Source organism: Clostridium merdae (assembly GCF_900176635.1).
Classification (GTDB): Bacteria; Bacillota; Clostridia; order Oscillospirales; family Acutalibacteraceae; genus Faecalispora; species Faecalispora merdae.
This window is the reverse complement of sequence record NZ_FXLN01000004.1, coordinates 403,882-429,814: the sequence shown is the minus strand read 5'-3', so window position 1 is coordinate 429,814 and position 25,933 is coordinate 403,882. Positions and strand designations below refer to the sequence as shown.

Genomic DNA, 25,933 nt, shown 5'->3' with positions numbered 1-25,933 from the left:
ATACAGGAGGTATCATATTATGGGAAAAGCATTAATCATCGGTTGCGGCGGCGTTGCGAGCGTTGCCATTCACAAATGCTGCCAAAACAGCGACGTTTTTGAGGAAATCTGCATTGCAAGCCGAACCAAAAGCAAGTGCGACGCACTCAAAGAAAAGCTCTCCGGCGGCAAGACCATCATTCACACTGCAAAGGTTGACGCCGACAATGTAGATGAGCTCATTTCACTCATCGAAGACTTTAAGCCCGATGTGGTACTGAATCTGGCTTTGCCTTACCAAGACTTAACCATCATGGACGCATGCCTTGCCACCAAAACCAATTATGTAGATACTGCAAACTACGAGCCGATTGACACAGCAAAGTTCGAATACAAATGGCAATGGGATTACAAAGAGCGCTTTGAAAAAGCCGGCATTACCGCTTTGCTCGGCAGCGGCTTTGACCCCGGCGTTACCGGTGTATTCTCCGCCTACGCACAAAAGCACCAGTTTGATGAAATCAACTACATCGATATTCTCGACGCAAACGCAGGCGACCACGGCTATCCCTTTGCAACGAACTTTAACCCGGAAATTAACATTCGCGAAGTGAGTGCAAACGGCAGCTATTGGGAAAACGGTAAGTGGGTAGAAACTGAGCCAATGGAGATTAAGCGCGTGTACAACTTCCCTGAAATCGGCGAAAAGGATATGTACCTCCTCCACCACGAAGAGCTCGAGTCCCTTGCGCTTAACATTAAGGGCATCCGCCGCATCCGCTTCTTTATGACCTTTGGGCAGAGCTATCTCACTCACCTGAAATGCCTTGAAAACGTAGGCATGACCTCCATTGTGCCGATTGAGTTTGAGGGCAAGCAGATTGTTCCCCTTCAATTCCTGAAAGCAGTTCTGCCGGACCCTGCAACTCTCGGCCCGCGCACCAAGGGCAAAACAAACATCGGCTGCATCTTTCAAGGGAAAAAGGATGGCAAAGAGAAAACGTATTACATTTACAATGTCTGCGACCATCAGGAGTGCTACCGCGAGGTAGGCTCACAGGCCATTTCGTACACCACCGGTGTTCCTGCTATGATTGGTGCGGCTCTGCTGATGACCGGTGTGTGGAACAAACCTGGTGTACACAATATTGAAGAGTTTGATCCCGATCCATTCATGGATGCACTCAACAAATGGGGCTTGCCTTGGCAGGAGAGCTTTACCCCTGAGCTGGTTGACTGATGATGGATAGAACCAAAGCTTATTTACAGGCCCCCTCCCCCTGCTTTGTGGTAGACGAAGTCTTGCTGATTCAAAATCTGGAGCGGCTCGCATCGGTACAGGGGCGCACCGGCTGCAAGATTCTGCTGGCACAAAAGGCATTTTCCATGTTTTCGCTGTACCCGCTCATCGGCAAGTATTTGAGCGGAGCAACCGCCAGCGGACTCTATGAAGCAAAGCTCGGCTATGAGGAAATGGGTAAGGAAAACCATGTTTACTGCCCTGCATACCGTGAAGATGAGTTTGATGAAATTACCCGCCTGTGCGGACATATTCTATTTAACTCCTTTACGCAGTGGCAAAAATTTAAAGACCGTGCGCTTGCTGCCGGGTGCGAATGCGGAATTCGCATCAACCCGGAATGCTCCACACAAGATCACGCCATCTACGACCCCTGCTCCCCTGGCTCTCGGATGGGAGTAACCGCGGCGAACTTTCAGCCCGAGCTTCTGGATGGTATAACCGGCCTTCATTTTCACACACTCTGTGAGCAGAATGCCGATGCACTGGAGCAAACGTTAGATGCCGTAGAAGCAAAATTCGGCGCATATCTTCCCAAAATGAAGTGGCTGAATTTTGGCGGAGGGCACCACATTACCCGCCCAGATTACGACGTGGAGAAGCTGATTTCTCTTATCAACCGCACACAAGAGCGCTACGGCGTGCAGGTGTATTTAGAGCCGGGAGAAGCCGTGGCACTCAACGCAGGCTTTCTCGTTTGCACGGTGCTGGAGATTGTAGAAAACGGAATCTCCAACGCGATACTGGATACCTCTGCCGCTTGCCATATGCCAGATGTTCTCGAAATGCCCTATCGCCCGCCTCTGCTTGGCGCAGGCCTACCGGAAGAAAAGCCGTATTGCTACCGTTTGGGCGGCCCTACCTGCCTTGCGGGAGATATTATTGGGGATTACTCCTTTGATCATCCTCTCGCCCCCGGCGACCGCTTGATTTTCGGCGACATGGCGCATTACTCCATGGTAAAAACCAATACCTTTAACGGTATGGCATTACCGTCGATTGCAATTCTCGATCAAGAGGGAAATTTACGAGTAAAAAAAACCTTTGGATACGAAGATTTTAAAGAACGCTTGTCTTAAAAACAGGAGTGGTATTTGCCACTCCTGTTTTTTATATAAATTTCTACATTCACTTGATTAATAGTAAAGAAACAGATATTATTAAATAAAATACTATTTATTTATAATTACTATGATTAATTGAATTTAAGAAAGGAAATTTAGGTGGTATGGAAAAAGCAAAAAAGCGTATTAAAATTGGGGTGCTAACAATTTCTGTTGCAACCGCAGCCGCTTTTGGTGGTACAATGCTCATGACAAAACCCGCTGATTCTGTGATGACTTATAGTAGAATTGCTCACCAAGGGGTCATGTTCGGGTCTGTTGACCATGATAGCGATGCAGAAATCGCAACCGGATTATCCCTTGGGAAAGATTTTTATCGTGTAATTGTAAAAGACGACACAATGATTGTTCAAAACAATGAAAACGACGAAGTAATTAGTGTAAATCAAAAACAGGATGACAACACCTATATTCTGGAGCTAAAACAAAAGCAAAAGATTCAGGTAACCTTTGATTCCACAAGAAATATGCTGAATCTTGCAGGAGCGAGTGCCAAATAACATATCGTTCTGTAAAAGAGGAAGGCGCGCTCAATGATTGTGTGTGCCTTCCTCTTTTTAATTTACTTCACTTCAATGAAACCGCTTTGTTTTTAGAAGTAGAAGTATGTTGAATTAGAAATAATTCCAGCAGAATGGATAAAGGCAAATTATCTAAAATCAACTCATATTTTATTTCTTCTTCCATGTAAAAAATCTTCACTGCCTGTAATACGGCAAGCTGTCTTTTGGGGCAAGGCTGAAGCCGAAGCTGATACTCAATGTCATCCACTCGCATTGTTACCTCATAGCTTGCATCTAATATGCTGGACTTGCCATTCTCTTGTAAATAACGGCATGCCTGTTCATACTGCTCCGGATACATTTTACGAATTATCATTCTTACTTCCCCTTATTTATAACAATTATTTGACTATTCTATTTCACTATATCATAAAAGAGTCTAATAGTGTTATGCTCAATATCGGACATAAAAGGGGTGGTGGGAAACTAGTTCCCACCACCCCTAAAATTAAACTTATATCCCCCAAATCTCCTGCGCGTACTCTCGCACCGTACGGTCACTGGAGAAATACCCGGCGCGTGCCGTGTTTGCAAGGCACTTGTGTGAGAACTCCTCCGCATTGCGGTAATCGCGGTTTGCCCGCAGCTTTGCTTCGCAATAAGACTCAAAATCTTGCAGTAAATAATATTGGTCTGGCTTATGCCACGACACACCCTTGAGCAGTGAATCATACAGCTCACGGAATAAACCGGTATCACCGTCATCCAACGTTCCATCGATGAGGGTATCTACCACCCGGCGGATGCGCGGGTTCGACTCATACAACGCTTTCGGGTGATAGGTATTCGAAAGCTGTGCAATTTCATCTACCGTCGCACCGAAAATATAATTGTTCTCTTCCCCTGCCTGCTCTACAATCTCTATATTTGCGCCGTCGAGCGTACCAAGAGTAACGGCACCGTTGAGCATCAGCTTCATATTGCCTGTGCCGCTAGCCTCTGTGCCTGCCGTGGAAATTTGCTCGGAAACATCTGCCGCAGGAATCAGCTTTTCTGCATAAGACACATTGTAGTTCTGCACAAATAAAACCTGTAACTTATCTTTTACCTCTGGATCGGCACTGATTAAGCGGGCAATTTCGTTAATAAACTTAATAATACCCTTTGCTCTGCGGTAACCGGGTGCCGCTTTCGCTCCAAACAAAAACGCAGTAGGGGTAAAATCAGTGAGCGTGCCGTCCTTAATGGCGAAATAAATATCTAAAATAGAAAACGCATTGAGAAGCTGGCGCTTGTATTCGTGAAGTCGCTTTATTTGCACATCAAAGATGAAATCCGGGTTCAGCTCAAAGCCATATTCATGAATGCGAACATGATTGCAGAGCTGTATTTTTTTCTGCCGCTTTATCTCTCGGAACTGTGCAAGCGATGCGGAGTCATCGAGGTAAGCTGTCAGCCGTTTGAGCTGGTTTAAATCTGTGACCCACCCATTGCCGATGCGTTCATTAATAAATCCAGACAGCTCCTGATTACACAAAGCCAACCAGCGGCGCTGGGTGATACCGTTCGTCTTATTCTGAAAGCGCTCTGGGTACATGCGGTACCACTCGGGCAGCACGTTGCTTTTGAGCAGCTCGCTGTGAATTTTTGCCACGCCGTTTGTAGCATGGGAAGCATACACTGCTAGTCTTGCCATGTGGATTTGCCCGCCGCTGATGATTTGCAAGGCAGCTTTGTCCTGCTGCTCAATATTTCTTTCTTTTATTTCACGGTTTAAAGCGTTTTGCAGAAGCACCACATAAGGGTACACCTGCGGCGCGACCGTAAGGAACAGGGAAACCTCCCATTTTTCCAGTGCTTCTGCCATAATGGTATGATTCGTGTAAGCAAAGGTATCTCTTACAATTGGGAACGCCTCATCAAACGAAAGCTGGTGCTCTTCCATGAGAATACGAAGCAGTTCCGGAATTGCAATAACCGGGTGGGTATCATTGAGCTGAATCGCAAACTCCTTCGGAAAATGCGAAAAACTCTCACCATGCTTTTGAAGAAACTCTTTTACAAGACTTTGCAGAGATGCGCTGGTGAAAAAATACTGCTGTTTTAGGCGAAGCTGCTTGCCGGCAGGAGTATCGTCATTCGGGTAGAGCACCGCCGTTATTTCTTCTGCACGGATCCTCTCTTCCACCGCTTCATCATATTTTTGCAGATTAAACTGCTCAAAATCGAACGCAGACAACGGCTCGGCTTGCCACAAGCGCAACCGATTGACCGTATTCCCGCCATATCCAATTACCGGCATATCGTAAGGAATGGCACGTACTGTTTGGTCAGCAAATTTTACAGTGACCGCCTCGCTTTCCCCACGGATTCCCCAAGGGTCGCCGGCTTTCAGCCAGTCGTCTGCCGTTTCTTTTTGGAAGCCATCCTGAAAATACTGGTGGAACAATCCATATTTATAGCGGATGCCAAACCCATTGAGCGGAATGCCGTGTGTAGCCGCGGAATCCAAAAAGCAAGCGGCTAGTCTGCCAAGGCCACCGTTACCGAGGGCATCATCGTCAATGCTCTCAAAAACACCTGCATCAAATCCATTTTGGTTGAGATAAGTGCGGCATCGCTCCAGCAAACCAAGGTTTAATAGGTTACTGTATATCAAACGCCCTAGCAAAAACTCCGCAGAGAAATAGCAGCCCTTTTTTCCACTCTGTTCTGAAAAGCTTAGCGATTTCATTGCCGCTTTCGATACCGCGTTATATAGCTGCTCTACGATTGCTTGCCGTGCGGTTATTCCATAATCCAAATCAAGGTACTGGTCAATTTGCTGTTCAAACTGATTCATGCGCATCTCCTCCTGTGTAAAGGCAACCCACCATTAAAATCACTTTAAGTAACACAATCCATCTCAATTCTCTTAGGGTAAGAGAATTACAATTACTTCTTTTCACTCAGCCTGCCATAAAGCTTCATCATTTGGTGCATATCCCCTGCTAGATTCGGCGGTATTTGCCCCGGCGTCAGCCGCCAGCGCCAGTTCTGCCCTATGGTAGAGGGCGTATTGGTACGGGCGCTATTCCCTAGACCAAGCAAATCCTGCATCTGAAATATAACGGTATTTGCAACGCTCGAATACCCTGCACGAAGAAGCGCACCGGGAACCTCGCGATTGTTCTTCACATTTAAGTATGCTCTTGCAAAGCGCATTGTTTTTTGCTTTTGGTGAGCAAAAAAGCCAGCTAGCGTTTCATTATCATGTGTGCCGCCATACACCACCATATTCCGCTCAAAATGAAACGGCAAATTGGAATTGGTTTCATCTCCGTCGAATGCAAACTGCATTAGCTTCATCCCCGGGTAACCGCTGATTTTTAACAGGCGGTCAACTTCTGGGATTACAACGCCTAAATTCTCTGCAATCACCCGCTTATTACCCATTACTTGTGCAATGGCTTCAATCAGAGGGAGACCCGGGCCGGGGTTCCACCAACCGCTCATGGCGGTAGTCTCCTCTGCGGGAATGGAATAGTAGTGCGCAATACCGACAAAATGGTCAATCCGAATCACATCATATAGGCGCGCAGAAAAGCGCATACGGCGTTTCCACCACGTGTAGCCGTCTCGCTCCATAAACTCCCAATCGTACAAGGGATTCCCCCAAAGCTGGCCAGTTTCCGAAAACAAATCTGGCGGCACCCCCGCAACTAGAGTGGGTCTACGCTGTTCATCCAACTGGAACTGCTCCCCCTGCGACCAAACATCGGCACTATCCAGCGCAACATAAATTGGAATGTCTCCAATAATTTCAATTCCTTTTTGATTTGCGTATTCTTTTAAGCGGTACCATTGGCGGAAGAACTCAAATTGACAGAACTTCCAGAATTCCATTTCTCCTGCATTTTTCTCACGGAAGTCACGCAATGCCTGTGGTTCCCTTAGTCGAAGTTCTTCCGGCCAAGCCAGCCATTCCCTGCCAGCAAACTCATTTTTGAGAGACATATACAGGGCATATTCTTCTAGCCACTCTGTGTTTTCCTGGCAAAAGGTTATATATTCGTCGCTGTTTTGGTGGTTACTGCGGGCATAAGCCTGGCGCAATACGGCGAAGCGTTTTTCATAGAGTGCCGCGTAGTCCACATCCATGGGGTTACGCCCGCAATCGTATACTTCAAGTTCTGCTTGGCTCAATAACCCTTGCTCTCGCAAACAATCGAGGTCTATAAAGTACGGATTCCCCGCAAACGCTGAAAAGCTTTGGTAGGGGCTGTCTCCATAGCTGGTTGGCCCTAACGGTAGTACCTGCCACCAACGCTGGCCCGCCTCATCCAAAAAATCTACAAATTTATAAGCAGCTTGCCCGAACGTGCCAATCCCATAGGGTGATGGAAGGCTAGTTACGGGTAAAAGCACACCAGCACCGCGTTCCATCGGCTTTTGTTTTTTCATATTACTCCCCCTCAGAATTTGCGACACAGCGAACGCTTTCGCCTTCCAACAAACGGAATTCTACCAACTCGTGAACGGCTGGAGATTCATTTTCTATGCAATCAATGAGTATTTGAACCCCACGCTCCGCCATGCTCGATTTGTGCTGTTCAATGGTAGCGAGCTTTGGGTTATAGTACTGTGCTAGTTCAATGCCATCAAACCCCATTACCGAAATATCTTTGGGAATGGAAATGTTATGATCCAGCAAATAGCGAGAGGCTCCTATTGCCATCACATCACTCATCGCAAATACCGCCGTAATATTAGGAGAATTTTGAAGCAATTGCTCCATGGCATGGTAGCCGCTATCATAAGAGAAACGTGCCTTTTGGTATTGCCGTCCCTCTGAGAACGCAACCCCATATCGTTCAAAGGTTTGTTTACAGCCCAAATAACGAAGGTAGCTAATGCTGTTGGTGTCGAACCGATTACCACCAATTACCCCAATGCTACGGTGCCCCTTTTGAATAAGATACTCTACCGCCCTGGATGCGGCCGAAATATCGTCTGTACTGACACTGGAAAGACAAGCAAAGCCCAAGCGGTCTGCGGCTGTTGCTACCAGAACACTTGGCAGATAGATTTGTTCAAAGCCCTTTATAAAATTTTGCAGATTTCCTCCCAGAAAGAGCAGACCAAGCGGTTTGCTTTCTCGAATGAGCTGCTGTGCCTGAGTCACCTCATCATCCTCTTCATCCAAGTAGCAAACTTGCGCGGTGTACCCAGATTTTTCAATTAACACCTGCATTTGCTCCAATATTGGAGCAAACAGCATATTCGAAATACCTTTGACTAAAATCGCTATGCAATTGGTTGCCGTTTGTTTGAGTTGGCGGGCGTTCTGATTAGGAACAAAGCGGTGTGCCTCAATTACCGCCTGAATTTTTCGCTTTGTTTCTTCACTTACGTCGGGATGATTATTTAGAGCGCGCGATACTGTACTGACCGCAAACCCAGATTCCCGCGCTATATCTTTAATCGTCAATAGAAACGCCCCCAGGGTGTCAAATTTTAGTTCTGCTTTATCCCTTTACTGCGCCGGACAATACCCCTTTGATGATATGCTTTTGGCAGGTAAGGTAAAAAATAATGATTGGAATAATAGAGAGCACCAGCATTGCCATTAATGCGCCCATATCGCGTGAGCCGTACCCGCCTTGTAAATACTGAATGGCTATCGGTATTGTTCGAAGCTTTGTGCCAATGACAAGGTACGGTAGCAAAAAGTCGTTCCAAATCCACATTGTATTTAGAATTGCTACCGTGATTGCAGTCGGGCGGAGGATGGGAAATACAATTAAGAAGAATGTTTGTAGCGGATTGCAGCCATCAATAATAGCAGATTCTTCAATATCGACCGGCACGCTCTTAATAAAACCACTAAACATAAACACTGAAAGGCCAGCACCAAACCCAAGGTAGATAACAATTAGCCCAATAGGATTGTCAAGCTGTAATGTATTTGCAACCTTTACCATGGTGTACATAACCATTTGGAACGGAACCACCATGCTAAAAACAAACAAATAATAGAGAGCGGTAGTAATTTTGCTCTTTACCCGGGTAATATACCAAGCTGTCATTGAGGTAAACAGAACAATTGCGGCTACCGAAAATACAGTGATAAATAAAGAATATCCAAACGCACGGAAAAAATCAATCTTCTGTACACCATTTACATAGTTATCGATACCATAAAAGGATTCCACATTAGGGAACTCAAACGGAGTATTCGAAATAAATAGTTGCCCTTTAAAGGAATTCATTAATACAAGGAGTATGGGAACCAAAAATAGAATTAATAGAAACGTTAAACAGGCAAACAAAATGTAATTCGCTTTCTTTGTCGTGTTTCCCATCAGTTCTCCACCTCCCTGCTACGGGTTACAAGCAGCTGCACCAGTGCAATTGCTGCTACCAGCAGGAAGAACACCACTGCCTTTGCCTGCCCTACCCCTTCATAACCCATGCGGCCATAGAACGAATTGAAAATATCAAGTGCGAGCATTGCGCTCTGCCTTGCCGGTGCACCGCCGGTTAGCGCATAGTTTTGGTCAAACAGCTTAAACGAGTTTGTGAGTGTTAAAAAAGTACAGATGGTGACGGACGGCATCACCAAGGGGATGGTAACTGAGAACAGCGTTTGACGAGGGGTAGCACCGTCAATTTGTGCTGCTTCCAGCACATCTATGGGTATGTTCTGTATCCCTGCAATATAAATAATCATCATATAGCCAATCATCTGCCAGTTCATTAAAACAACCAGGCCCCAAAAACCATAACTGGCATCAAATGTAATGTCTACTCCAAAGCGCAGCAAAACTCCGTTTATGAGGAGCTGCCAAATATAACCCAAAACGATTCCGCCAATTAAATTAGGCATAAAGAAAGCGGTACGGAATACATTTGTGCCGCGAATACCACGGGTAAGCAGCAGAGCCAGCAAAAAAGCCAGCACATTAATCGTAATAACAGAAACAACGGTAAATTTAGCCGTAAAACCAAGTGCATCCAAAAAATTTGCATCGGAGAAAGCGCGCGTGTAGTTTTCTAGCCCCACCCATTTTGCATTGGTTACCGTAGTAAACTTTGAGAACGACAAATAGATTCCCATTAAAAACGGTATTAAAAAAGCAATAAAAAATGCGATTACGGTCGGCAGCGCAAATACAGCGAAATATTTCTTCAGTGTTTTCTGCATGCTTTCTTCTCCCCTTCCAAAACAACCCCAGCCTGTGCGCACCGTCACCGGCATTCAATTTAAAATAGAGCGAGCCGCCCTGCGCCGCAGGGCGCGGAGCGGCTCTCCCGTCATAAAGATTTATTCCTGTAAAAGTCTATGTTTTTACTGGTTACTCTCACTCTTCCAGTCGGTTACCACCAGTTTTTTTACATCATCCCAAGATTTATTTCCCTGGGCATACTGCAATAATGCACCGCCAAAGTTATCTTTAAAGGTTTGGCTGGGGAATACGGTAAAATTCCAAGGTACAGTGTTGATGTCTTTTTTAGACATCCAGTTAAGCAGGTCTTTAGCAAGCGGATCAGTGGGCTTCTCTGCATCCGTAAAGGTATCAAACGGTGCAATGAAGTTCAGCTTATTGGTAACAAAGTCTTTACCGGCTTTGCTGGAATACAGCCAATAGAGGAAGTCTTCTGCGGCTTTCTGCTTTTCAGGGGAAGCCTGCTTATTAATTGCGAAGAAATTCTCGGTACCGATGCAAAGGCCTTGGTTTTCCTCACCAGGCATACCCGTGTAAATAGGCAGGAACTTTACATCTTCCGCTTTTACGGTATTGCCCTTCACTTTTTCAATTTGCCCCCACGCCCAATTGCCGTTTTGCACCATAGCTGTTTGCCCAAGAGCAAATTCAGACATAGAATCGTCAACCTGTTTGGTGCCGAGCAAATTTTTGGGAGTGATCGAGTTATTTAAGTACAAATCGAAGATATTCTTGTAATTATCGGAATACTGGAATTTAATTTCCTTTGTTGCATCGCTGGTTAAATCTACTTTATTGTCTTTAAATTCATAGTAAACCGGCACATTGGCAAGGTGAGTCTGCCAGCGCCAATCCTCACCGGGCTTTAAGGAAGTAGAGGAAAATACACCTTTAATGCCGAGTGCATCCTTCTTCGCCGTCATATCTTCTACAACTGCTTTCAGTTTTGCATAGCTGTTGATTTCTGCCATGGAGCTCGCCTTCACACCGGTGGTTTTAAAATACTTATCCATAATGGCCTGATTATAGATAATTCCATAACCCTCTACCACATAGGGAACACCATAAACTCCGTCACCATCTTTAATGGCTAGACTTTTATCACTTAGGTGTTTGTATAGCTCAGTGTCCTTCATGTCTGCACAATAGTCTTTCCAGCTTGCATAGCCTCTTGGCCCATTAATCTGGAAAATCGTTGGCGCATCCGCCTTTGCAATCTCAGCTTTGAGTGTTTGCTCATAAGTACCGGAAGCCGCTGTAACCACATTCAGTGTATTTCCGGTTTCTTGCTTGTACGCTTTTGCAATTTCATCATAAGCAGAAGCAACCTCGGGTTTAAAATTCAAATAGTAAATGCTTTGCGCCTCTTTTGGAGCTGCACTGGAGGCGCTGCTGGAGCTTCCTGTGGTGCCGCTGCAAGCGGTCATTGAAGCTGTCATCGTCGCCATTGCCAGGCAAAATGCCAGAACCTTTTTCATTCTTTTCTCCTCCTAACAAATATTGAATTCTGCGTCAGTAACGTTACCGGAAACGTTACCAGTCCCTTTCGAGTTTTATTATAGTACATCTTTTGTGTAATATCAATAGTATTTATAATATTTTTTATATTTTTATATTTTAACTTGTCTATTTCACTATAAAGACTTTAGTAATTCGTAATAAAAAAAGAGGAACAGCGAATAAAAATCGTTTCGCTGTTCCTCTTTTTTTATTTTGCCTGATTTAAATGCTGAATGACAATCCCCGCGATGGAAGGACACGGTGCTTGGCGAACCACTGCACCAATATCAAACGCAACCATTGGCATTCCATACACTACGCAGGAGGCTTTATCCTGTCCGATGGTAAAAGAACCTTGCTTTCTCATTTCGAGCAGACCCTTTGCTCCATCACTACCCATTCCGGTTAAAATAATGCCCATGGCATCGCTGCCGGCTGTTTCAGCAACCGAACGGAACAATACATCCACAGAGGGACAGTGCCCGCTTACCTTTTCCCCTGCCGCACATTTCACGTAATAGCCTCGAGCATCCTTTGCGAGAGTCATGTGCTTATCCCCCGGCGCAATATAGGCAACGCCCGGCACCACTCGTTCACCGCCCTGTGCTTCCGCTACGGTAAAACTGCATAGGCGGTCTAAGCGCTCTGCATACATTTTCGTAAACCCGGCAGGCATGTGCTGCACAACCAGAATTCCCGGAATATTTGCAGGCAGTTTTTTTAGTATTTCGAGCGTTGCCTCCGTACCGCCGGTAGAAGCACCGATGGCGATTATCTTCTCCCCTTTTACATTTGCGGTGAGGGTGGGTGTTGGCAAAGACTCCACCGGAGTGGGTACTTTTGTTTTCACCTTTGCCGTTGATGCAATGCGTATTTTTGCCGCTAGCTCCGTAAAAAACACATTATAATCGGTTCTTGCAGCAGGCTTGCGAATAAAATCGACCGCACCTGCATCAAGAGCATCAAAAATCCCGAGAGCCAGCGAACTAACCAATACAACAGGAATTGGCTGACGGGGGATGAGTTTTTTAATAAAATCCGTGCCCTTCATATCGGGCATTTCAACATCCATGGTGATAACGTCTGGTGTAAGCTCCTGAATCTTCTTTGCAGCCTCCGTTGCAGAACCAGCAGTGCCCACTACTGTAATTCCAGGGTCTTTCAGTAATGCATTTTGCAGTGCTGTTCGAAAAAATAAGGAATCATCTACAATTAAAACCTTAATGCTACGATTGAGCGGCATACCGATAATTATCCTTTCTGGTACACAGACGGCTCCAGATAAATAAACTTAGAGCTGTCCCTTTGTATTGTTTCTGAATGCCCAATCAGTAAAAATCCACCTGGGATGAGCATGTCGTAATATTTATTGATCAGTTTGTTACGGTCGTTCTGGTCAAAATAAATCATGACATTGCGGCAAAAAATCAGGTCAAACTGTTGCATTGGAGGAAATGGCTGCATCAAATTCAGCCTCTGGAAGGTAACATGGCGACGAACATCGTCATTAATACGATACTGGTCTGTTCCCTGCTTTACAAAATAGCGAGTCAGCCAGCTTTGCGGCACATTTTTTAAAGATTCCGCACTGTAAATGGCTGCTTTGCCCGCAGACATTGCCTTTTCTGAAATATCTGTGGCAAGAATTCGAAAATCCCAGCCTGGGCGGCCAAGACTAAAGTAATCCATGAGCACCATGCAGGTAGTGTACGCCTCTTCTCCCGAAGAACAGCCTGCACTCCAAATACGAACCAGCTTACGGTGATTCACACGTTCCTGAAGCGGTAAAAATTTTGTTTTAATAAAATCGAAATGAGCCGGCTCACGCATAAAGTACGTGTGGTTTGTTGTTAGCTTGTTTAACAACACAATAATCTCTTCCGGGTTTTTCTGCTGGATGAGGGTCATATATTCCGAAAAGCTTTTCATGCCCTTTTCCGCTAGAACAGAATACATACGCGCCTCAATCAGTTGGCGCTTATTGGACAGATTAATGCCGTAATTATTTTTAACGTAGTTTACAATTGTTAGAAATTCCTGATCTGTCAAACGTATCATATTAATCCTTTCTTCTGTGGAAAATATGGGACATATGGTGCTGTGTTAATAACAAACTTTAAGAGTCTTTCCCCTTCATCAGGTAAGATACAATGGCATCTCCCACCTGTGCCGTTGTTGCAGTTCCGCCCATGTCGGGAGTAAGAGCTACAGCCTCTAACATCACGGCTTCTATTGCATCTAAAAGCCGCTTCCCCCACTCTTCATGGTGGAAGAAATCTAGCATTTGGCTAGCTGCCCAAACTGTAGCAAGCGGGTTTGCAATCTGCCGGCCGGCAATATCGGGTGCCGAACCGTGAATTGGCTCAAACATAGACGGGTACTTTCGCTCCGGATTCATGTTGGCACCGGCAGCAAGCCCCATTCCACCGGCAATGGCTGCGCCGAGGTCGGTCAAAATATCACCAAACAGATTAGAGGTAACAACTACCTCAAACGCCTCTGGGCTTTTTACCATCATCATGCTGGCGGCATCCACCAAATAGGAAGCGGTTTTTACATCCGGATACTCCTGGCTCATTTCTGAGAAAATCTGATCCCAAAAAACCATGGAATAATTCATTGCATTGCCCTTGCTAATGCTGGTAAGAGTTTTCTTTTCATGGCGTGCTAATTCAAACGCATAACGCATAATACGTTCGCACCCATGGCGAGAAAAAACGCCATCTTGAATAACCACCTCATGTGGTTTACCGCGGTACAACCAACTGCCGCTGCCTGCGTATTCGCCCTCACTGTTCTCCCGCACAAAAACCATATCTATGTCTTCCCGCTTAACGTCCTTTAGCGGACAAGGGGCACCTTTGAGCAGCTTTACAGGTCGCAGATTCACGTACTGGTCAAAGCTTTTTCGTATGGTGAGCAGTAGTCCCCAAAGGGAAACATGGTCTGGTACGCCGGGAAAACCGACTGCACCGAGGAAAATAGAATCGTAGGCCTTCAGCTGCTCAATACCATCCTCCGCCATCATACTCCCAGTTTTCAAATAATATTCGCAGCCCCAGGGAAAGGTGTCGAACTCAAATCGGAACCCGCCATCCAACCGGGCAACACATTCCAATACCTTGCAACCCTCTGCAATGACCTCTGGGCCAATACCGTCACCCGGAATAACAGCGATTTTATGAATCTGCACAGCCAACGCCTCCCCACAATTTATTTTTAGAAAAATATTGTTTTAATTATTGTTATACAGGTTTACCACATCGAGAATCAAGCTGATGCTTCCATCGCCCAAAACTGCGCCGCCAGAAATACCGGTATCTTTAATATTAAATTGATTCAGGTACGCGGGCAAGCCCTTAACAACTACCTGCTGTTCCCCAAGCAAATCATCTGCCAATACGCAGTATACCTTTTCGTGATTTTCAACCTGCACCACGATGGAGTCTTCCAGTGTTTTTGCCTTGGGCTCCAAGCCGAACACAGAATGCAGGCGAATGAGCGGGTAGTATTGGTTGCGCATGGTGATAATCTCGTTCCCGCTGGTATCGTACAATACCTGATCAGCGGTTACCTTCACCAACTGCTTAATGTTATTGGTGGGAATAATGAACATGGTATCACCAACAGAAACCTTCATTCCGTTTACAATCGCCAAGGTAAGCGGTATTTTGAACAATACCTTTGTTCCCTTGCCGGGTTCACTGGAGATTGTTACATCGCCGCCAACCTTTTCCACGTTCTTCTTTACAACATCCATACCCACGCCGCGGCCGGAGAATTCTGTTACTACCTCATTGGTAGAAAAGCCGGGCATCAATAGGAAATTATAAACCTCGCGGTTGGAGTATTCTTTCTCACTCTTTTTCAGCATTCCCTGCCGCTTGGCTTTCGCCAAAACCGCTTCACGGTCAATTCCCTGACCGTCATCCTCAATGGTAATGAGAATCTCGCCGCCGGTATTCTGCGCAGAAAGAGTAATGGTTCCCTTTGCCGGCTTACCGTTGGCCAAACGGGTTTGCTTATCCTCCAAACCGTGATCCATCGCGTTGCGAACCACGTGCATAATCGGATCATTGATGCTGTCTACAATGGATTTGTCAACCTCAGTCTCCTCACCAACGAGTACCAACTCCGCATCCTTATCGAGGCTCTTGCTCATATCGCGCACAATACGGCGCATCTTTTGAAATACACCTGAAATCGGAACCATTCGGATGGACATAACGATTTCTTGCAGCTCATCTGTCAGCTTGCGCAACTGGCGTGAGGCCTTTGTATAGCTGTTATCCACTCCGCTTTCGCTCGTTTGCTGCACAGAGTGAGACGCAGTTACCATTGATTCCGTAATGACGATCTCGCCAACAAGGTCCATCAAATTATCGAGCTTTGAGAGGTTTACGTTGATGAGGTTTTGCTTTACCGCCTGGTGATTCCCATTGCCATTGCTTACAGCAGCTTCTGCATTTGCTACGGTTTTCTCTTCCTTTATGCTTTTCGCCTGCTCTTTTTGTTGCGTAAGCGAAGAAAGAACGGTATAATTTTTTGTATAAACAAAGTTCTCAATGGTTTTGAGGGAACCTTCCATGTCTTCTTTTGTTTGGAATAGAAGGAGTAGCCCCTCTTTGCCAATGATTTCGGCAGCGGATGCCTCTGATTCCAAACGTTCAGGAACATTACGCACCGCTATACCATTTTCAGCGATAGCATGAACCAAAAGCATGGCTCTTAAATGAACCATCTCTGTCTCTTCCTCAAAAAATACACGTACCGGGAAAGAGAAGTCTCCCCCCTCTTCTACAGCAGGCTGCTTCGTTTGTACGGGAGTTGCAGCAGCTGCCGCCGGCACTGGTAAATCTGCAGCTGCGGGTTCTACAACCGGCTGCTCAGTAGAAGTACTAGGCTGCGGTTCTACTTCGGCCTTCGTTTCTTCCGGTGCTTGTCCAGAAATCTTTTTGAGGAAAGAATTAATTTCTTCCTCTAAACTGCCGATATTTGTAATAAGCGGTTCATTGTTTTCAATCTTTTCGACCTCTGTTTTCAGAAAATCGCTGGATTTGAACATCAGATCCGTTAACGGCTCGTTGTACTCCTTTGAAATACCATGTTCTCTTACATAATAGAACAGGTCTTCCATTTTATGAGTTACCGTAGCCATACTGTCGAACTGCATCATTGCAGATGACCCTTTGATGGTGTGCATGATGCGGAAGATTTCATCAATACTTTCCGAGTCAAAATCACCCGCTTGCTCACAACGAAGAAGAATTTCATCCAAATGAGTTAGCAGACCGTTGGTTTCGAACAAATAAACTTCCAACAAAGATTCCATATTGTTATCCATGAATGATAGCCACCGCCTATCTCAAAAATTCCGTAAGGGAAAACGAAAGATTTCTATCTTTCTCATTAGATATATCGGATTAAGTCGAAAATAATTAACTTTTTCATTTTGATTTCTAAAAATTTTAAATTTTAGGGGTACCCATTATGGCAGATAACCTTAGAATCACTACTCCCGTACCGAGCGGAGACAATGTGAACCGGCTCAACCCTGCGAGGCCCTCTGAGCGTGCAGTCGTGAACCCAGCACTTGTTCCGCCTACCAATGCTGACCGGCAATCCGGTCAAAATAACACTGAGTTCTCCTTTCTTCTGAACCGAAATTCCGTCTTTAGCCGCTTTATTCAGCAGTTGAGCAAAACGCCGGAGCTTTCGCAGAGCTTGGGAAAGCTGGTGTTTGAGGTTATGGGGCGTGCTGGTGCAGAGCAGGGAGCCCCTGTTTCAGAAACCCTCCGCCAGCTAACACAGGTTATTAATATGGGGCGCGAAGATATTGTAAAAAACCTGCTGTTTCAGGAAAATAACCGCACCCAGTTTTCGGGTCCACTCTTTCAGACGATGCGGCAAATGTTAGAGCAATACCCAAATAAAACGCTGGAACAAAAAATGGCGCAGTTTCTGAAAGTATTTAATGCTTACACCAGCGCGGGTGAAACCACCCGTTCGGTCACGAACCGCCTCATACAAATAAGTGAGCAAATTCCGCAGCCGTACAGTGGGCAATTGGCACAACTAGCGCAGGAGATCACGGATGAGCAGCCAATTGAAAACCTAAACCAGAACCTTTCCACCTTAAAAGAAAAAGTTATACCGTTTATTCGGCGCTATATTTCAGCTACCAACGATTTTGGCAGAGTAAGAGACAATATTACGCTTTTGGTACATGACCTCTCTCGCCTGAATATTGGCTCACGTGAAGAGCTTGCAGAAAAGTTTACCGCGTTGCTTGATTACTGCAAATACGACCTTGATTTCCCTCCCCAAAAGCTTAACGAGTTAACCTCTGTTTTTCTTGATCACATGGGGCGATTGGAGACACCTATCCAAAACAAATTGCTCGATTCTATTTTAAATCTTCTCACTGAAAATGCGAATGGGCCGTCACAGCGAGGGCAAGAGCTGTTCCAAAGCACACTCTCCTCTCTTTTAATGGATAACAGCGTATACATGCCGTTCCATCACCTCTTTCTTCCCCTTACCTTTGAGGGCAAATACCTATTCGGTGAAATATGGATTGAAAAAGAAGAGGAATCTGAAACTAGCCACTATGCGCAGGATCGGGAACGAAGTCGCCTTATCATTTTAACCTTTGATATTAAGTCGAAGGGGTATTTTGAAGCGTTTCTTACATTGACCGGAAAAAACGTTAACATTCGGCTAAACTGCCCTGCGGAGTTTGCCTCGAACACCAAAGAAATCGGCGAAGCCGTATCTGCTATTTTTACACAAAATGGTCTTGTAACGGAATCCGTTGAGCTTTCTGCGGGAATTCCCCCTACGGCAGGTAAAACCATTCTAAAAAAAATACACGAGGGAAGGCGAACCGTAGATGTCTCAATATAATAACAAACAACGAGCAGCCGCCCTGCGCTATTCCGAAGAAAATAATCAGGCGCCCATTGTTATAGCCGCCGGTGCTGGCTATACGGCTACAAAAATAATCGAGGTAGCTCAAGAAAACAACGTACCTGTTTACCAGGATGATGCGCTGGCCTCTCTTTTATCGCAAATGAATATCGGTACAGAAATACCACCGGAGCTGTACCAGGCAGTCGCAGATTTATACCTATATTTTCTAAAGCACGGCGAACCAGATGCTCCTGCAACAGCCCCCTCTCCGGAGGCAAAGCCTTCCTCTTTGCCTGAAATGCCCGATTTTTCAGAAGAATAATATTTAAAATGAGTCTTTTTTTGAAAGTTACTTCATTTTCCTTTGAAAATGACCGATATACAAATTGAATCTTATATTTTATTCTTTTTTAGATTACTGCCGCTGATGCGGCGGAAGAAGTGGTGAAAAGATATGAATAATCAACTCAATCCGGTTTCTTCTTTAGCCGATGGAACCGCAGCAAAACAAAATACATCTGAAAAATACCTGACCTTCTATATTGACGGTCAGATTTTCGCAATCCCCAGCAGTTTGGTGGTAGAGATTGTTCGAATTCAGGCAATCACACTCATGCCGAAACTCCCCTCTTATGTGAAAGGGGTCATCAACCTGCGCGGTAAAATCGTACCGCTGATTGATTTGCGCCTGAAGCTTTCAAAACCAGAGCTGGAGTATAACGACCAAACAAGCATTGTCGTCACACAAACCGAAGACGCTATTATCGGCTTAATTGTAGACAGTGTAGACGACGTAACCGATATTGCTACCAAAGATGTTAACGAAACACCGAGCCTAGGCCGCGAGAAGAGCAACCCCTTTGTTACTGGAATTGTTACACTCTCAAAAGGCCCCGCTTTGCTACTAAACTTAAAGAGAATTCTTACAGAAAATGAGGATGACCGTTCTGGCAAAGCAAGTTCAGATCTTGCAGAAGACCAGGGCGCCTAAGCGCTCTTCCCTGCCTGCTGTTTGTAAACGGCAGGCGGAATAAACATCAATTTGAAAGGGTGACTTCAATGGAAGATACCATCGATACCATCGACTTTCTAGACACAGCCAATCAGGAGATTGACGGCAAATATTTAACATTCTTTTTGGACAACCAACTTTTTGGTGTTCCAATTTCAGACGTTGTACAGATTATAGGCATGCAAGAGATTACCCCGGTACCCGATTCCCCCGCTTATGCGAAAGGGGTTATTAACCTGCGCGGCAGTATTATTCCTTTAATTGATATTCGGCTACGTTTTGGTAAGCCGGAGCTGGAATACAATGAGCGAACTTGCATTATTGTAACGAAGCTAGAAGAAACCTACATCGGCTTTTTGGTAGATTCCGTAAATGAAGTCTCGGTTATTGAAGAAGAAAATATTTCAGCGACTCCCACCGTTATGTCTGGCAATAACACAAATGCTTATGTTACCGGAATTGGCCGATTGCATGGCAAGGTGGTGCTATTGGTAGACCCCAAGCGTATTTTGAATAATGACGAAATAAAACAGGTGGAAAAGGCGCTGGATCGGCTCTGATTAGATTTAGCAACCTTTGCATAACCGCACCCGGAAAGGAATATCGGAATGCAACGTAATAAACGTCACATATCCCTAAAGGCAGAGCTGCTGATCGTGATACTATCCGTCATGCTAATTTCTGTTGTAATGGGCGGCATAGCTATCACCTTATTTACGAAGCAGCTTTTAATTCCAGCTATATTGGCTCTTTTCGTTGCCTTTGTTTTGGTTGGTTTTATCACTTGGCAGGTTGCACATAGACTGCAATTTGCACTAGATATGATAAAAGAAAGTGTAAACCGCTTAGGTAGAGGCGATTTTGATATTGATATTGAATTTGCTATGCAGGGAGATATTAATGACCTTTGTGAAGCTGTAAACGACTCCGCTGCACAGCTGAAACAAAATGTTACCGGAATTTCTACTACACTGGATTTGATTACGTCCGGAAAAATCCATATCGTGAACAAGCGGAGCTATTCTGGCGACTTTGTTCGTATTCAAAACTCCATGCAGAGGCTATCCGAAATACTGCTCCAAAACGTTTCTCTTATCTCTAGCACTTCACAGCAGGTAACCGATGGTTCTGAGCAGGTTTCCAGTGCATCGCAATGCTTGGCACAGGGTGCAACGGAACAGGCAAGTGCAATTCAGGAGCTTTCCGCTACCATACTCGATGTTTCGGAGCAAGTAAAGCAAAATGCTTCCGATGCCTTGGAGGCAAACAACGCTTCTTCCCTGGTTCAAGACAAAATTCAGAGCGTTGCCAAAGAGACCGAGCACATGCTTCAAGCAATGGCAGAGATTACAAGCTCCTCGAACCAGATTGGTAATATTATAAAGACAATCAATGAAATTGCACGGCAAACGAACATTCTTGCACTGAACGCCGCTGTTGAGGCTGCCAGAGCAGGTGCCGCCGGAAAAGGCTTTGCCGTAGTTGCGGAAGAAGTACGAAACTTAGCCAGTAAAAGTGCCGAGGCCGCTCAAAACTCTACAGCCCTTATAGAAAACTCGATTCAGGCTGTGGAAAAAGGAAAAAGCATTGCAGACCAAACAGCAAGAACCATGCAAGAGGTTCTTGACGCGACGGATAAATCTACCGATTTGGTCAATCGTATTGCAACGGCTTCAGAGGCTCAGTCAACCTCTATTAGCGAAATCAGCTTGGGTGTTGACCAGATTTCTTCCGTTGTACAAACCAATTCTGCTACCGCAGAAGAAAGCGCCGCCTCAAGCCGTGAGATGGCCGACCATGCGATCCAGCTTCAAAGTTTGGTGCAGTTCTATTCGCTGGATGAAGCTATCGTATCATAACGCTATTTATTTACTAAAAACAGCCTGCGGACATTGTCCGCAGGCTGTTTCTGTTTTGTAACATTAATAAATTACTTTCTCTTGTTTCTCTTTCTGCCTTTGTTCCTCTTCTTCTGCTTCCAGAAGCTCTTCTTCTAAATCTTCCGTAACAATATTACAGGCATTCTCAATAACAAGGCATAAGTAATCACGGTCGTTATACAAATCCAAAATTTTATCCGGCTCACTCAAAAGCCGAATTTGTGGGCGAAGTGGATGCCGGATATTCTGTGCGACAACAATCGCAATTTCACCATTACTCAGTCGCACACACGAACCAACCGGATAAGGAGATACCTTTTTTAGAAACGCCTCCACTACCTCCACATCAAACGCTGTTCCACTCCCACCCATAATATACTCCAATACCTCTGTGGGGGACGACGGTTTGCGGTAAGGCCTGACGGAAGTTAACGCATCATATACATCTGCTACCGCAATAATACGGCCAAACAAAGGAATACTGCTTCCCTTTAGCCCACTGGGGTAACCGGAACCATCAAACTTTTCGTGGTGCGTTAAAATCCCATAACATATTTTATTATTCACCAAATTATGCTTTAGAAAAAACTCGGCACCCTTATAGGGGTGGAGCTTCACAATATCAAATTCCTGCGGTGTTAATCTGGCTGGCTTTGCAATTATCTCAATTGGTATCGACATCTTACCAATGTCGTGCAGTAAACCGCAAAGGCCAAGGTCATATAAATCCCTTGTCTTCATTCCCATCGAAATCCCGATGGCGATCGCCAAAATCGCTACCCCAAGAGAGTGATTATAGGTATAATCATCATACAGCTTTAGGTTAAAAATGCTCAGCTCTATGTTTTTATTATTTTTTAAGGCGGTAACAAGCTGTTTCGAGACATCCAAAGTCTGATTGATGTGGCTGATATTGATGCTCTGCGCATTCTTATCAAACATCTCGAAAACGTGTTCGAGATTAGTGATAGCCTCCTGCTTGAGCGCCTTTTTAATCGGCGGACGAGGTCGCGGCAATATACGTGCCTGCTGTTCCTCTTGATCATCATCGGAATGGATATATGCTCCTAAAACTTGTAATTCGCAAAGCTTTTGAATGTACGCACTGGTCAGAACCTGCCCGGAACGCAACATGGCGACTTTACAAGTCTTGTAATCATACAAATACACGTCCCGATCCAGCCTCATGCCTTCTTTCAGCTGATCGATTGGAACAAAATTCATGTGCTTCCTTTCTTTCATGCTCGCATCAATGAGCAAGGTACAACAAAACTTATTGCACTAAGTGTACAATATTCGTACAGGAAATGCAATTGTTATTTCAGAAAATCGCAACTAATTCTTTAGTTTTTTTCCCTAATGATTTATGAAAAACATACGATATATAAGGTAAGAAGAATTTTAATTGGACTGGGGGATTACCAAAATGGCTTCTTTATCGACTAAATCCACATCTTCCTCTTCCCTTTATGCAACTGCGAGCTCTTCCAAACGTGTTACCGGCCTTATGTCTGGCCTTGACACAGACGAATTGGTAAAACAGCTTACTATGAGAACTCAGAGTAAGATTAATACAGCAAACCAAAAAAAGCAAATCGCTCTTTGGCAGCAAGAGGCTTACCAGAGCGTGAGCAAATCAATTGCAGAGTTTAAGAGTAAATATTTCTCTTCCTCTTCCAGCAGCAGCAGTATTCTCAATGCTAGCTTTTTTAACAGTAATACCATTGTGAATAATTCTCCATATGTAACTATTAACGGGCAGGCTAGTGTTGCGCAAAATATGCAGGTTAAATCGATTTCGCAGCTTGCAAAGCAGGCTTCTTTTATTGCCAGTAATAAAGTCTCCACACAAGCAATACAAACCGGTAACATACAGTCTGAGTGGACGAAAAGCGCGGTCACCGGTGCCTCTATCAAAATCAACTTTGAAAATAAAGACTATACCCTTTCCGTAGGAAGTGACGGTAAAACCACACAGGCAGCACAAGTCATCCATCAGCTTAATCAGCAGCTTCAAGATCAGGGATTAAGCGACAAATTGAGTGCTGCGATTGTAGACAACAAGTTTGTTCTTCAAAACAAAGATTCTGCTTCTACCTCGAAGGCAACGATAAAGAGTGCTTCAGACTCATTACTGAATGGATTTGGCCTTAAAGTAGATGATTCTGGAACTTCAATAACTGGTTCAACTGAAATAAATGCAGACTATTTTACCAACCATTCCATTGCAGCCGGATCTAAACTAAATCTGACGGCTGGAGGAACTGAATATACTTTCACTGTTCCCTCCACTCTATCTCTTTCCGTTGGCAAAGAGGACAGCCTTTATTATAAGGAATTGGAGACCACTCTCAATGATTCCTTAAAGACTAATGCTGATTTAGCTAAGAAAGTGAAGTTTTCAGTTGATGAAACTGGAAATGTATCTTTAAATTCGACCGACGGCAGTTCTGTTTCCGTTACCGGTGGAAGCAAAAATTTGCTCAATGGCTTAGGTCTGGATAGCGGTGGTGCCTATTCTACTACCGGTAAGGTAGACAAAAGTGCATTGTACAAATCCTATTTAGGGGAGTCTCTATCGGGAGCTAACCTAACCTTTGACTTAAATGGCCTTTCCAAAACCATTTCCTTTAATGAAAGTGACATTGCAAACTTCCAAGACCCTGCAAGCTTAAAGAGCTATTTACAAGGAAAGCTGGACTCTGCTTTTGGAACTAATAAAATACAGGTTACTGAAAAGGATGGCGGGCTAGCCTTTGCAACAAAAGGTGGCTCAACCAGTGATACAAACGTGTTAACGATTACTTCCTCCAGTAAAAGTGGAGTTCTTGGTATGGGTGGCGCTTTAAATGTGTATGCTGGTGAATCAAACCGCATCAACATGAATAAAACGCTTCGTGATGTAAATGCAAATTTTGCCTCACCGCTTGAAACAAACACAGACTCAGAGGGCAATACTGCTTTACTTTCAGAGTACAAAATCTCTATTAATGGAAAAGAGTTTTCTTTTAAGCCAAACGATAGTATTGATACTATTATGAAGAAAATCAATAACGATTCGGATGCTAACGTTACAATTTCTTACTCCAGTACATTAGACCGTTTTAGCGTAGTTGCAAAAAATGGTGGCGCCAATAGTAAGGTTGAGATTAAGGATGTAACCGGAGCCGGAAACCTCTCAAAGGCACTATTTGGAGCAAGCGAAGTAAATGGTGAAGCTGGCCAAGATGCTATAATGCAAATTAGCTTTGACAAAGGGCAATCCTTTGAAACCATTACGCGAAGCAATAATAGCTTTACCATGGACGGAGTAAACTTTGAGCTTCAAAAAACAACTCCAACAAAAACGGTTACCGGTTCTGATGGGAATCCCGTTGAAGTACCTGATATGGATCCCATTTCTTTCGTAGTGGAATCGAAGAATGATGACCTTGTAACAAAAATCAAGACTTTTGTAGATGATTACAATGCAATTTTAAATGCAGTCAACACAATGTATACCGAAAAAAAACCACTACCAACCGAAGGAAAGTTTTTACCTTTAACGGACGATCAAAAAGCAGATATGAGCGAGAGCCAAATAACCACATGGGAGAAAAAGGCAAAGCAAGGCCTTATGTTTAATGACTCACTGTTAAGCGAATTTGCTCAGGAGTGGCGCTCAGGTATGACGAATTTTGTTTCCTCTGTAAGCGGAGCCTTATATCAAATTGGTATTGAAGCAAAGGATTACAAAGAAAATGGAAAGCTAACGGTAGATGAAGACAAGCTGAAATCCATTTTAAATTCGGACCCCGAAAAAGTCTCTGAACTCTTTACCACTACGGATGGCATCGCAAACCGTTTGCAAACAATCATTAAAAAATACACGAATGATAGTCTGGTAGATACCGGTAAGCTAATCTCAAAAGCCGGCTCGAGTACAAGTAAGGTAGACCAGAGTGATTTGGCAAAGCAAATGAAAGAATACGATACACAGGTAAAGGCTTTAAAGGTTCGTCTTACTTCACAGCAGCAATATTATTACAATAAGTTTTCTGCGCTGGAAACATATATTGCAAGAATGAATTCTCAGGCAAGTTTCTTTTCACAAAATAGTTCCTCCTGATGGTTAAAATAGAGGTGTGCCATGCAAAGCAATGCAATTTTACAATACAAGCAACAATCTATTTCCACTATGTCTCGTGGTGAACAGCTCGTTCTACTGTTTGATGAAGTGATAAAAAACCTTCATCATGCTACGATGCTTATGAAGGAAAATGATTTCATTAATTCAGAGAAATGCACGCAGAAATGCAAAAGTATTTTTCAGTACCTATCTTCTATTCTAGATTTTAAGTACCCTATTTCAAAAGACTTATATGATTTATATTATTTTTGCAATCAGCAAATCATCCGTGCTGAGATTCGCCGCGATCCTCAGCTTTTGAATGATATTCTCCCCCTTGTAAATGATATGCGCGATACTTGGGTGCAGGCAGAAAAGCTGATTCATATTAAAAAATAAGACTCGCG

Annotated in this window: 22 protein-coding genes; 10 read left to right on the top strand and 12 right to left on the bottom strand. The window is 44.4% G+C overall.

Annotated features, from left to right (window positions below):
* Positions 1–19 precede the first annotated feature (19 nt).
* The 3 genes from CAN90_RS07415 to CAN90_RS07405 all read left to right on the top strand — a co-directional run bounded on the left by CAN90_RS07415 (position 20) and on the right by CAN90_RS07405 (position 2,903).
* The gene (locus tag CAN90_RS07415; protein WP_085833205.1) at positions 20–1,219 is read left to right on the top strand and encodes a saccharopine dehydrogenase family protein; all 1,200 of its coding nucleotides are present in this window, start codon (positions 20–22) and stop codon (positions 1,217–1,219) included.
* Positions 1,219–2,358, top strand: coding sequence for a carboxynorspermidine decarboxylase (nspC, locus tag CAN90_RS07410; RefSeq protein WP_423236545.1), 1,140 nt, complete (start codon positions 1,219–1,221; stop codon positions 2,356–2,358). The genes CAN90_RS07415 and nspC overlap by 1 nt, the downstream gene beginning before the upstream one ends.
* Positions 2,359–2,507: 149 nt before the next feature.
* Entirely contained in the window at positions 2,508–2,903 is a 396-nt protein-coding gene (locus CAN90_RS07405) for a hypothetical protein (protein ID WP_085833204.1), read from the top strand.
* 67 nt (positions 2,904–2,970) lie between these two features.
* Here CAN90_RS07405 and CAN90_RS07400 read toward each other — a convergent pair whose 3' ends face one another.
* From CAN90_RS07400 to CAN90_RS07350, 11 genes are all read right to left on the bottom strand, one after another.
* Positions 2,971–3,282, bottom strand: coding sequence for a hypothetical protein (locus CAN90_RS07400; protein ID WP_085833203.1), 312 nt, complete (start codon positions 3,280–3,282; stop codon positions 2,971–2,973).
* Positions 3,283–3,420: 138 nt separating this feature from the next.
* A complete protein-coding gene (locus tag CAN90_RS07395) occupies positions 3,421–5,748 on the bottom strand; it encodes a glycogen/starch/alpha-glucan phosphorylase (RefSeq protein WP_143750808.1) in 2,328 nt (775 codons plus the stop codon).
* A gap of 92 nt (positions 5,749–5,840) precedes the next feature.
* Positions 5,841–7,349, bottom strand: a complete 1,509-nt coding sequence (gene malQ, locus CAN90_RS07390) for a 4-alpha-glucanotransferase (RefSeq protein WP_085833201.1) — start codon at positions 7,347–7,349, stop codon at positions 5,841–5,843.
* A gap of 1 nt (position 7,350) precedes the next feature.
* A complete protein-coding gene (locus tag CAN90_RS07385; protein WP_085833200.1) occupies positions 7,351–8,376 on the bottom strand; it encodes a LacI family DNA-binding transcriptional regulator in 1,026 nt (341 codons plus the stop codon).
* 37 nt (positions 8,377–8,413) lie between these two features.
* Positions 8,414–9,250 carry a carbohydrate ABC transporter permease gene (locus tag CAN90_RS07380; RefSeq protein ID WP_085833199.1) on the bottom strand — a complete coding sequence of 279 codons (837 nt, stop codon included), beginning with the start codon at positions 9,248–9,250 and terminating at the stop codon, positions 8,414–8,416.
* Positions 9,250–10,092, bottom strand: coding sequence for a carbohydrate ABC transporter permease (locus CAN90_RS07375; protein WP_085833198.1), 843 nt, complete (start codon positions 10,090–10,092; stop codon positions 9,250–9,252). The genes CAN90_RS07380 and CAN90_RS07375 overlap by 1 nt, the downstream gene beginning before the upstream one ends.
* A 144-nt stretch (positions 10,093–10,236) precedes the next feature.
* A complete protein-coding gene (locus CAN90_RS07370) occupies positions 10,237–11,592 on the bottom strand; it encodes an ABC transporter substrate-binding protein (protein WP_085833197.1) in 1,356 nt (451 codons plus the stop codon).
* 230 nt (positions 11,593–11,822) lie between these two features.
* Positions 11,823–12,857: a protein-glutamate methylesterase/protein-glutamine glutaminase gene (locus CAN90_RS07365; protein WP_085833196.1), complete on the bottom strand. Its 1,035-nt coding sequence runs from the start codon at positions 12,855–12,857 to the stop codon at positions 11,823–11,825.
* Between the two features lie 8 nt (positions 12,858–12,865).
* Positions 12,866–13,672, bottom strand: a complete 807-nt coding sequence (locus CAN90_RS07360; RefSeq protein WP_187138316.1) for a CheR family methyltransferase — start codon at positions 13,670–13,672, stop codon at positions 12,866–12,868.
* Positions 13,673–13,730: 58 nt separating this feature from the next.
* Positions 13,731–14,807, bottom strand: a complete 1,077-nt coding sequence (locus CAN90_RS07355) for a tartrate dehydrogenase (protein WP_085833194.1) — start codon at positions 14,805–14,807, stop codon at positions 13,731–13,733.
* A 42-nt stretch (positions 14,808–14,849) separates the two neighbouring features.
* Positions 14,850–16,958, bottom strand: a complete 2,109-nt coding sequence (locus CAN90_RS07350) for a chemotaxis protein CheA (RefSeq protein WP_085833193.1) — start codon at positions 16,956–16,958, stop codon at positions 14,850–14,852.
* Positions 16,959–17,104: 146 nt separating this feature from the next.
* Here CAN90_RS07350 and CAN90_RS07345 point away from each other — a divergent pair, with 146 nt between their 5' ends.
* The 5 genes from CAN90_RS07345 (at position 17,105) to CAN90_RS07325 (ending at position 21,397) form a co-directional block, all read left to right on the top strand.
* The gene (locus CAN90_RS07345; RefSeq protein WP_085833192.1) at positions 17,105–18,520 is read left to right on the top strand and encodes a hypothetical protein; all 1,416 of its coding nucleotides are present in this window, start codon (positions 17,105–17,107) and stop codon (positions 18,518–18,520) included.
* The gene (locus tag CAN90_RS07340) at positions 18,507–18,848 is read left to right on the top strand and encodes an EscU/YscU/HrcU family type III secretion system export apparatus switch protein (RefSeq protein ID WP_085833191.1); all 342 of its coding nucleotides are present in this window, start codon (positions 18,507–18,509) and stop codon (positions 18,846–18,848) included. The genes CAN90_RS07345 and CAN90_RS07340 overlap by 14 nt, the downstream gene beginning before the upstream one ends.
* Positions 18,849–18,980: 132 nt before the next feature.
* Entirely contained in the window at positions 18,981–19,517 is a 537-nt protein-coding gene (locus CAN90_RS07335) for a chemotaxis protein CheW (protein ID WP_085833190.1), read from the top strand.
* Between the two features lie 68 nt (positions 19,518–19,585).
* On the top strand, positions 19,586–20,098 hold the full coding sequence (locus tag CAN90_RS07330) for a chemotaxis protein CheW (RefSeq protein WP_085833189.1): 513 nt from the start codon (positions 19,586–19,588) through the stop codon (positions 20,096–20,098).
* Positions 20,099–20,146: 48 nt separating this feature from the next.
* Complete coding sequence (locus CAN90_RS07325) at positions 20,147–21,397, top strand: methyl-accepting chemotaxis protein (protein WP_085833188.1); 1,251 nt, start codon at positions 20,147–20,149, stop codon at positions 21,395–21,397.
* 63 nt (positions 21,398–21,460) lie between these two features.
* On the opposite strand, the gene CAN90_RS07320 is transcribed toward CAN90_RS07325, so the two are convergent.
* Positions 21,461–22,642 carry an HD-GYP domain-containing protein gene (locus tag CAN90_RS07320; protein ID WP_085833187.1) on the bottom strand — a complete coding sequence of 394 codons (1,182 nt, stop codon included), beginning with the start codon at positions 22,640–22,642 and terminating at the stop codon, positions 21,461–21,463.
* A 202-nt stretch (positions 22,643–22,844) separates the two neighbouring features.
* On the opposite strand from CAN90_RS07320, the gene fliD reads away from it, so the two are divergent.
* Both fliD and fliS read left to right on the top strand, forming a co-directional pair.
* Positions 22,845–25,526, top strand: coding sequence for a flagellar filament capping protein FliD (gene fliD, locus CAN90_RS07315; RefSeq protein ID WP_085833186.1), 2,682 nt, complete (start codon positions 22,845–22,847; stop codon positions 25,524–25,526).
* A 21-nt stretch (positions 25,527–25,547) separates the two neighbouring features.
* A complete protein-coding gene (gene fliS, locus CAN90_RS07310; RefSeq protein WP_085833185.1) occupies positions 25,548–25,925 on the top strand; it encodes a flagellar export chaperone FliS in 378 nt (125 codons plus the stop codon).
* Positions 25,926–25,933 lie beyond the last annotated feature (8 nt).

What these genes read in the sequence shown, in the direction of transcription:
- CAN90_RS07380 (WP_085833199.1), bottom strand. Translation starts at nt 9,250, where the DNA reads ATGGGAAACACGACAAAGAAAGCGAATTACATTTTGTTTGCCTGTTTA.
- CAN90_RS07340 (WP_085833191.1), top strand. Translation starts at nt 18,507, where the DNA reads ATGTCTCAATATAATAACAAACAACGAGCAGCCGCCCTGCGCTATTCC.
- CAN90_RS07320 (WP_085833187.1), bottom strand. Translation starts at nt 22,642, where the DNA reads ATGAATTTTGTTCCAATCGATCAGCTGAAAGAAGGCATGAGGCTGGAT.
- CAN90_RS07375 (WP_085833198.1), bottom strand. Translation starts at nt 10,092, where the DNA reads ATGCAGAAAACACTGAAGAAATATTTCGCTGTATTTGCGCTGCCGACC.
- CAN90_RS07415 (WP_085833205.1), top strand. Translation starts at nt 20, where the DNA reads ATGGGAAAAGCATTAATCATCGGTTGCGGCGGCGTTGCGAGCGTTGCC.
- CAN90_RS07345 (WP_085833192.1), top strand. Translation starts at nt 17,105, where the DNA reads ATGGCAGATAACCTTAGAATCACTACTCCCGTACCGAGCGGAGACAAT.
- CAN90_RS07405 (WP_085833204.1), top strand. Translation starts at nt 2,508, where the DNA reads ATGGAAAAAGCAAAAAAGCGTATTAAAATTGGGGTGCTAACAATTTCT.
- CAN90_RS07370 (WP_085833197.1), bottom strand. Translation starts at nt 11,592, where the DNA reads ATGAAAAAGGTTCTGGCATTTTGCCTGGCAATGGCGACGATGACAGCT.
- CAN90_RS07400 (WP_085833203.1), bottom strand. Translation starts at nt 3,282, where the DNA reads ATGATAATTCGTAAAATGTATCCGGAGCAGTATGAACAGGCATGCCGT.
- CAN90_RS07360 (WP_187138316.1), bottom strand. Translation starts at nt 13,672, where the DNA reads ATGATACGTTTGACAGATCAGGAATTTCTAACAATTGTAAACTACGTT.
- CAN90_RS07365 (WP_085833196.1), bottom strand. Translation starts at nt 12,857, where the DNA reads ATGCCGCTCAATCGTAGCATTAAGGTTTTAATTGTAGATGATTCCTTA.
- CAN90_RS07335 (WP_085833190.1), top strand. Translation starts at nt 18,981, where the DNA reads ATGAATAATCAACTCAATCCGGTTTCTTCTTTAGCCGATGGAACCGCA.
- fliS (WP_085833185.1), top strand. Translation starts at nt 25,548, where the DNA reads ATGCAAAGCAATGCAATTTTACAATACAAGCAACAATCTATTTCCACT.
- fliD (WP_085833186.1), top strand. Translation starts at nt 22,845, where the DNA reads ATGGCTTCTTTATCGACTAAATCCACATCTTCCTCTTCCCTTTATGCA.
- CAN90_RS07330 (WP_085833189.1), top strand. Translation starts at nt 19,586, where the DNA reads ATGGAAGATACCATCGATACCATCGACTTTCTAGACACAGCCAATCAG.
- CAN90_RS07350 (WP_085833193.1), bottom strand. Translation starts at nt 16,958, where the DNA reads ATGGATAACAATATGGAATCTTTGTTGGAAGTTTATTTGTTCGAAACC.
- nspC (WP_423236545.1), top strand. Translation starts at nt 1,219, where the DNA reads ATGATGGATAGAACCAAAGCTTATTTACAGGCCCCCTCCCCCTGCTTT.
- CAN90_RS07395 (WP_143750808.1), bottom strand. Translation starts at nt 5,748, where the DNA reads ATGAATCAGTTTGAACAGCAAATTGACCAGTACCTTGATTTGGATTAT.
- CAN90_RS07325 (WP_085833188.1), top strand. Translation starts at nt 20,147, where the DNA reads ATGCAACGTAATAAACGTCACATATCCCTAAAGGCAGAGCTGCTGATC.
- malQ (WP_085833201.1), bottom strand. Translation starts at nt 7,349, where the DNA reads ATGAAAAAACAAAAGCCGATGGAACGCGGTGCTGGTGTGCTTTTACCC.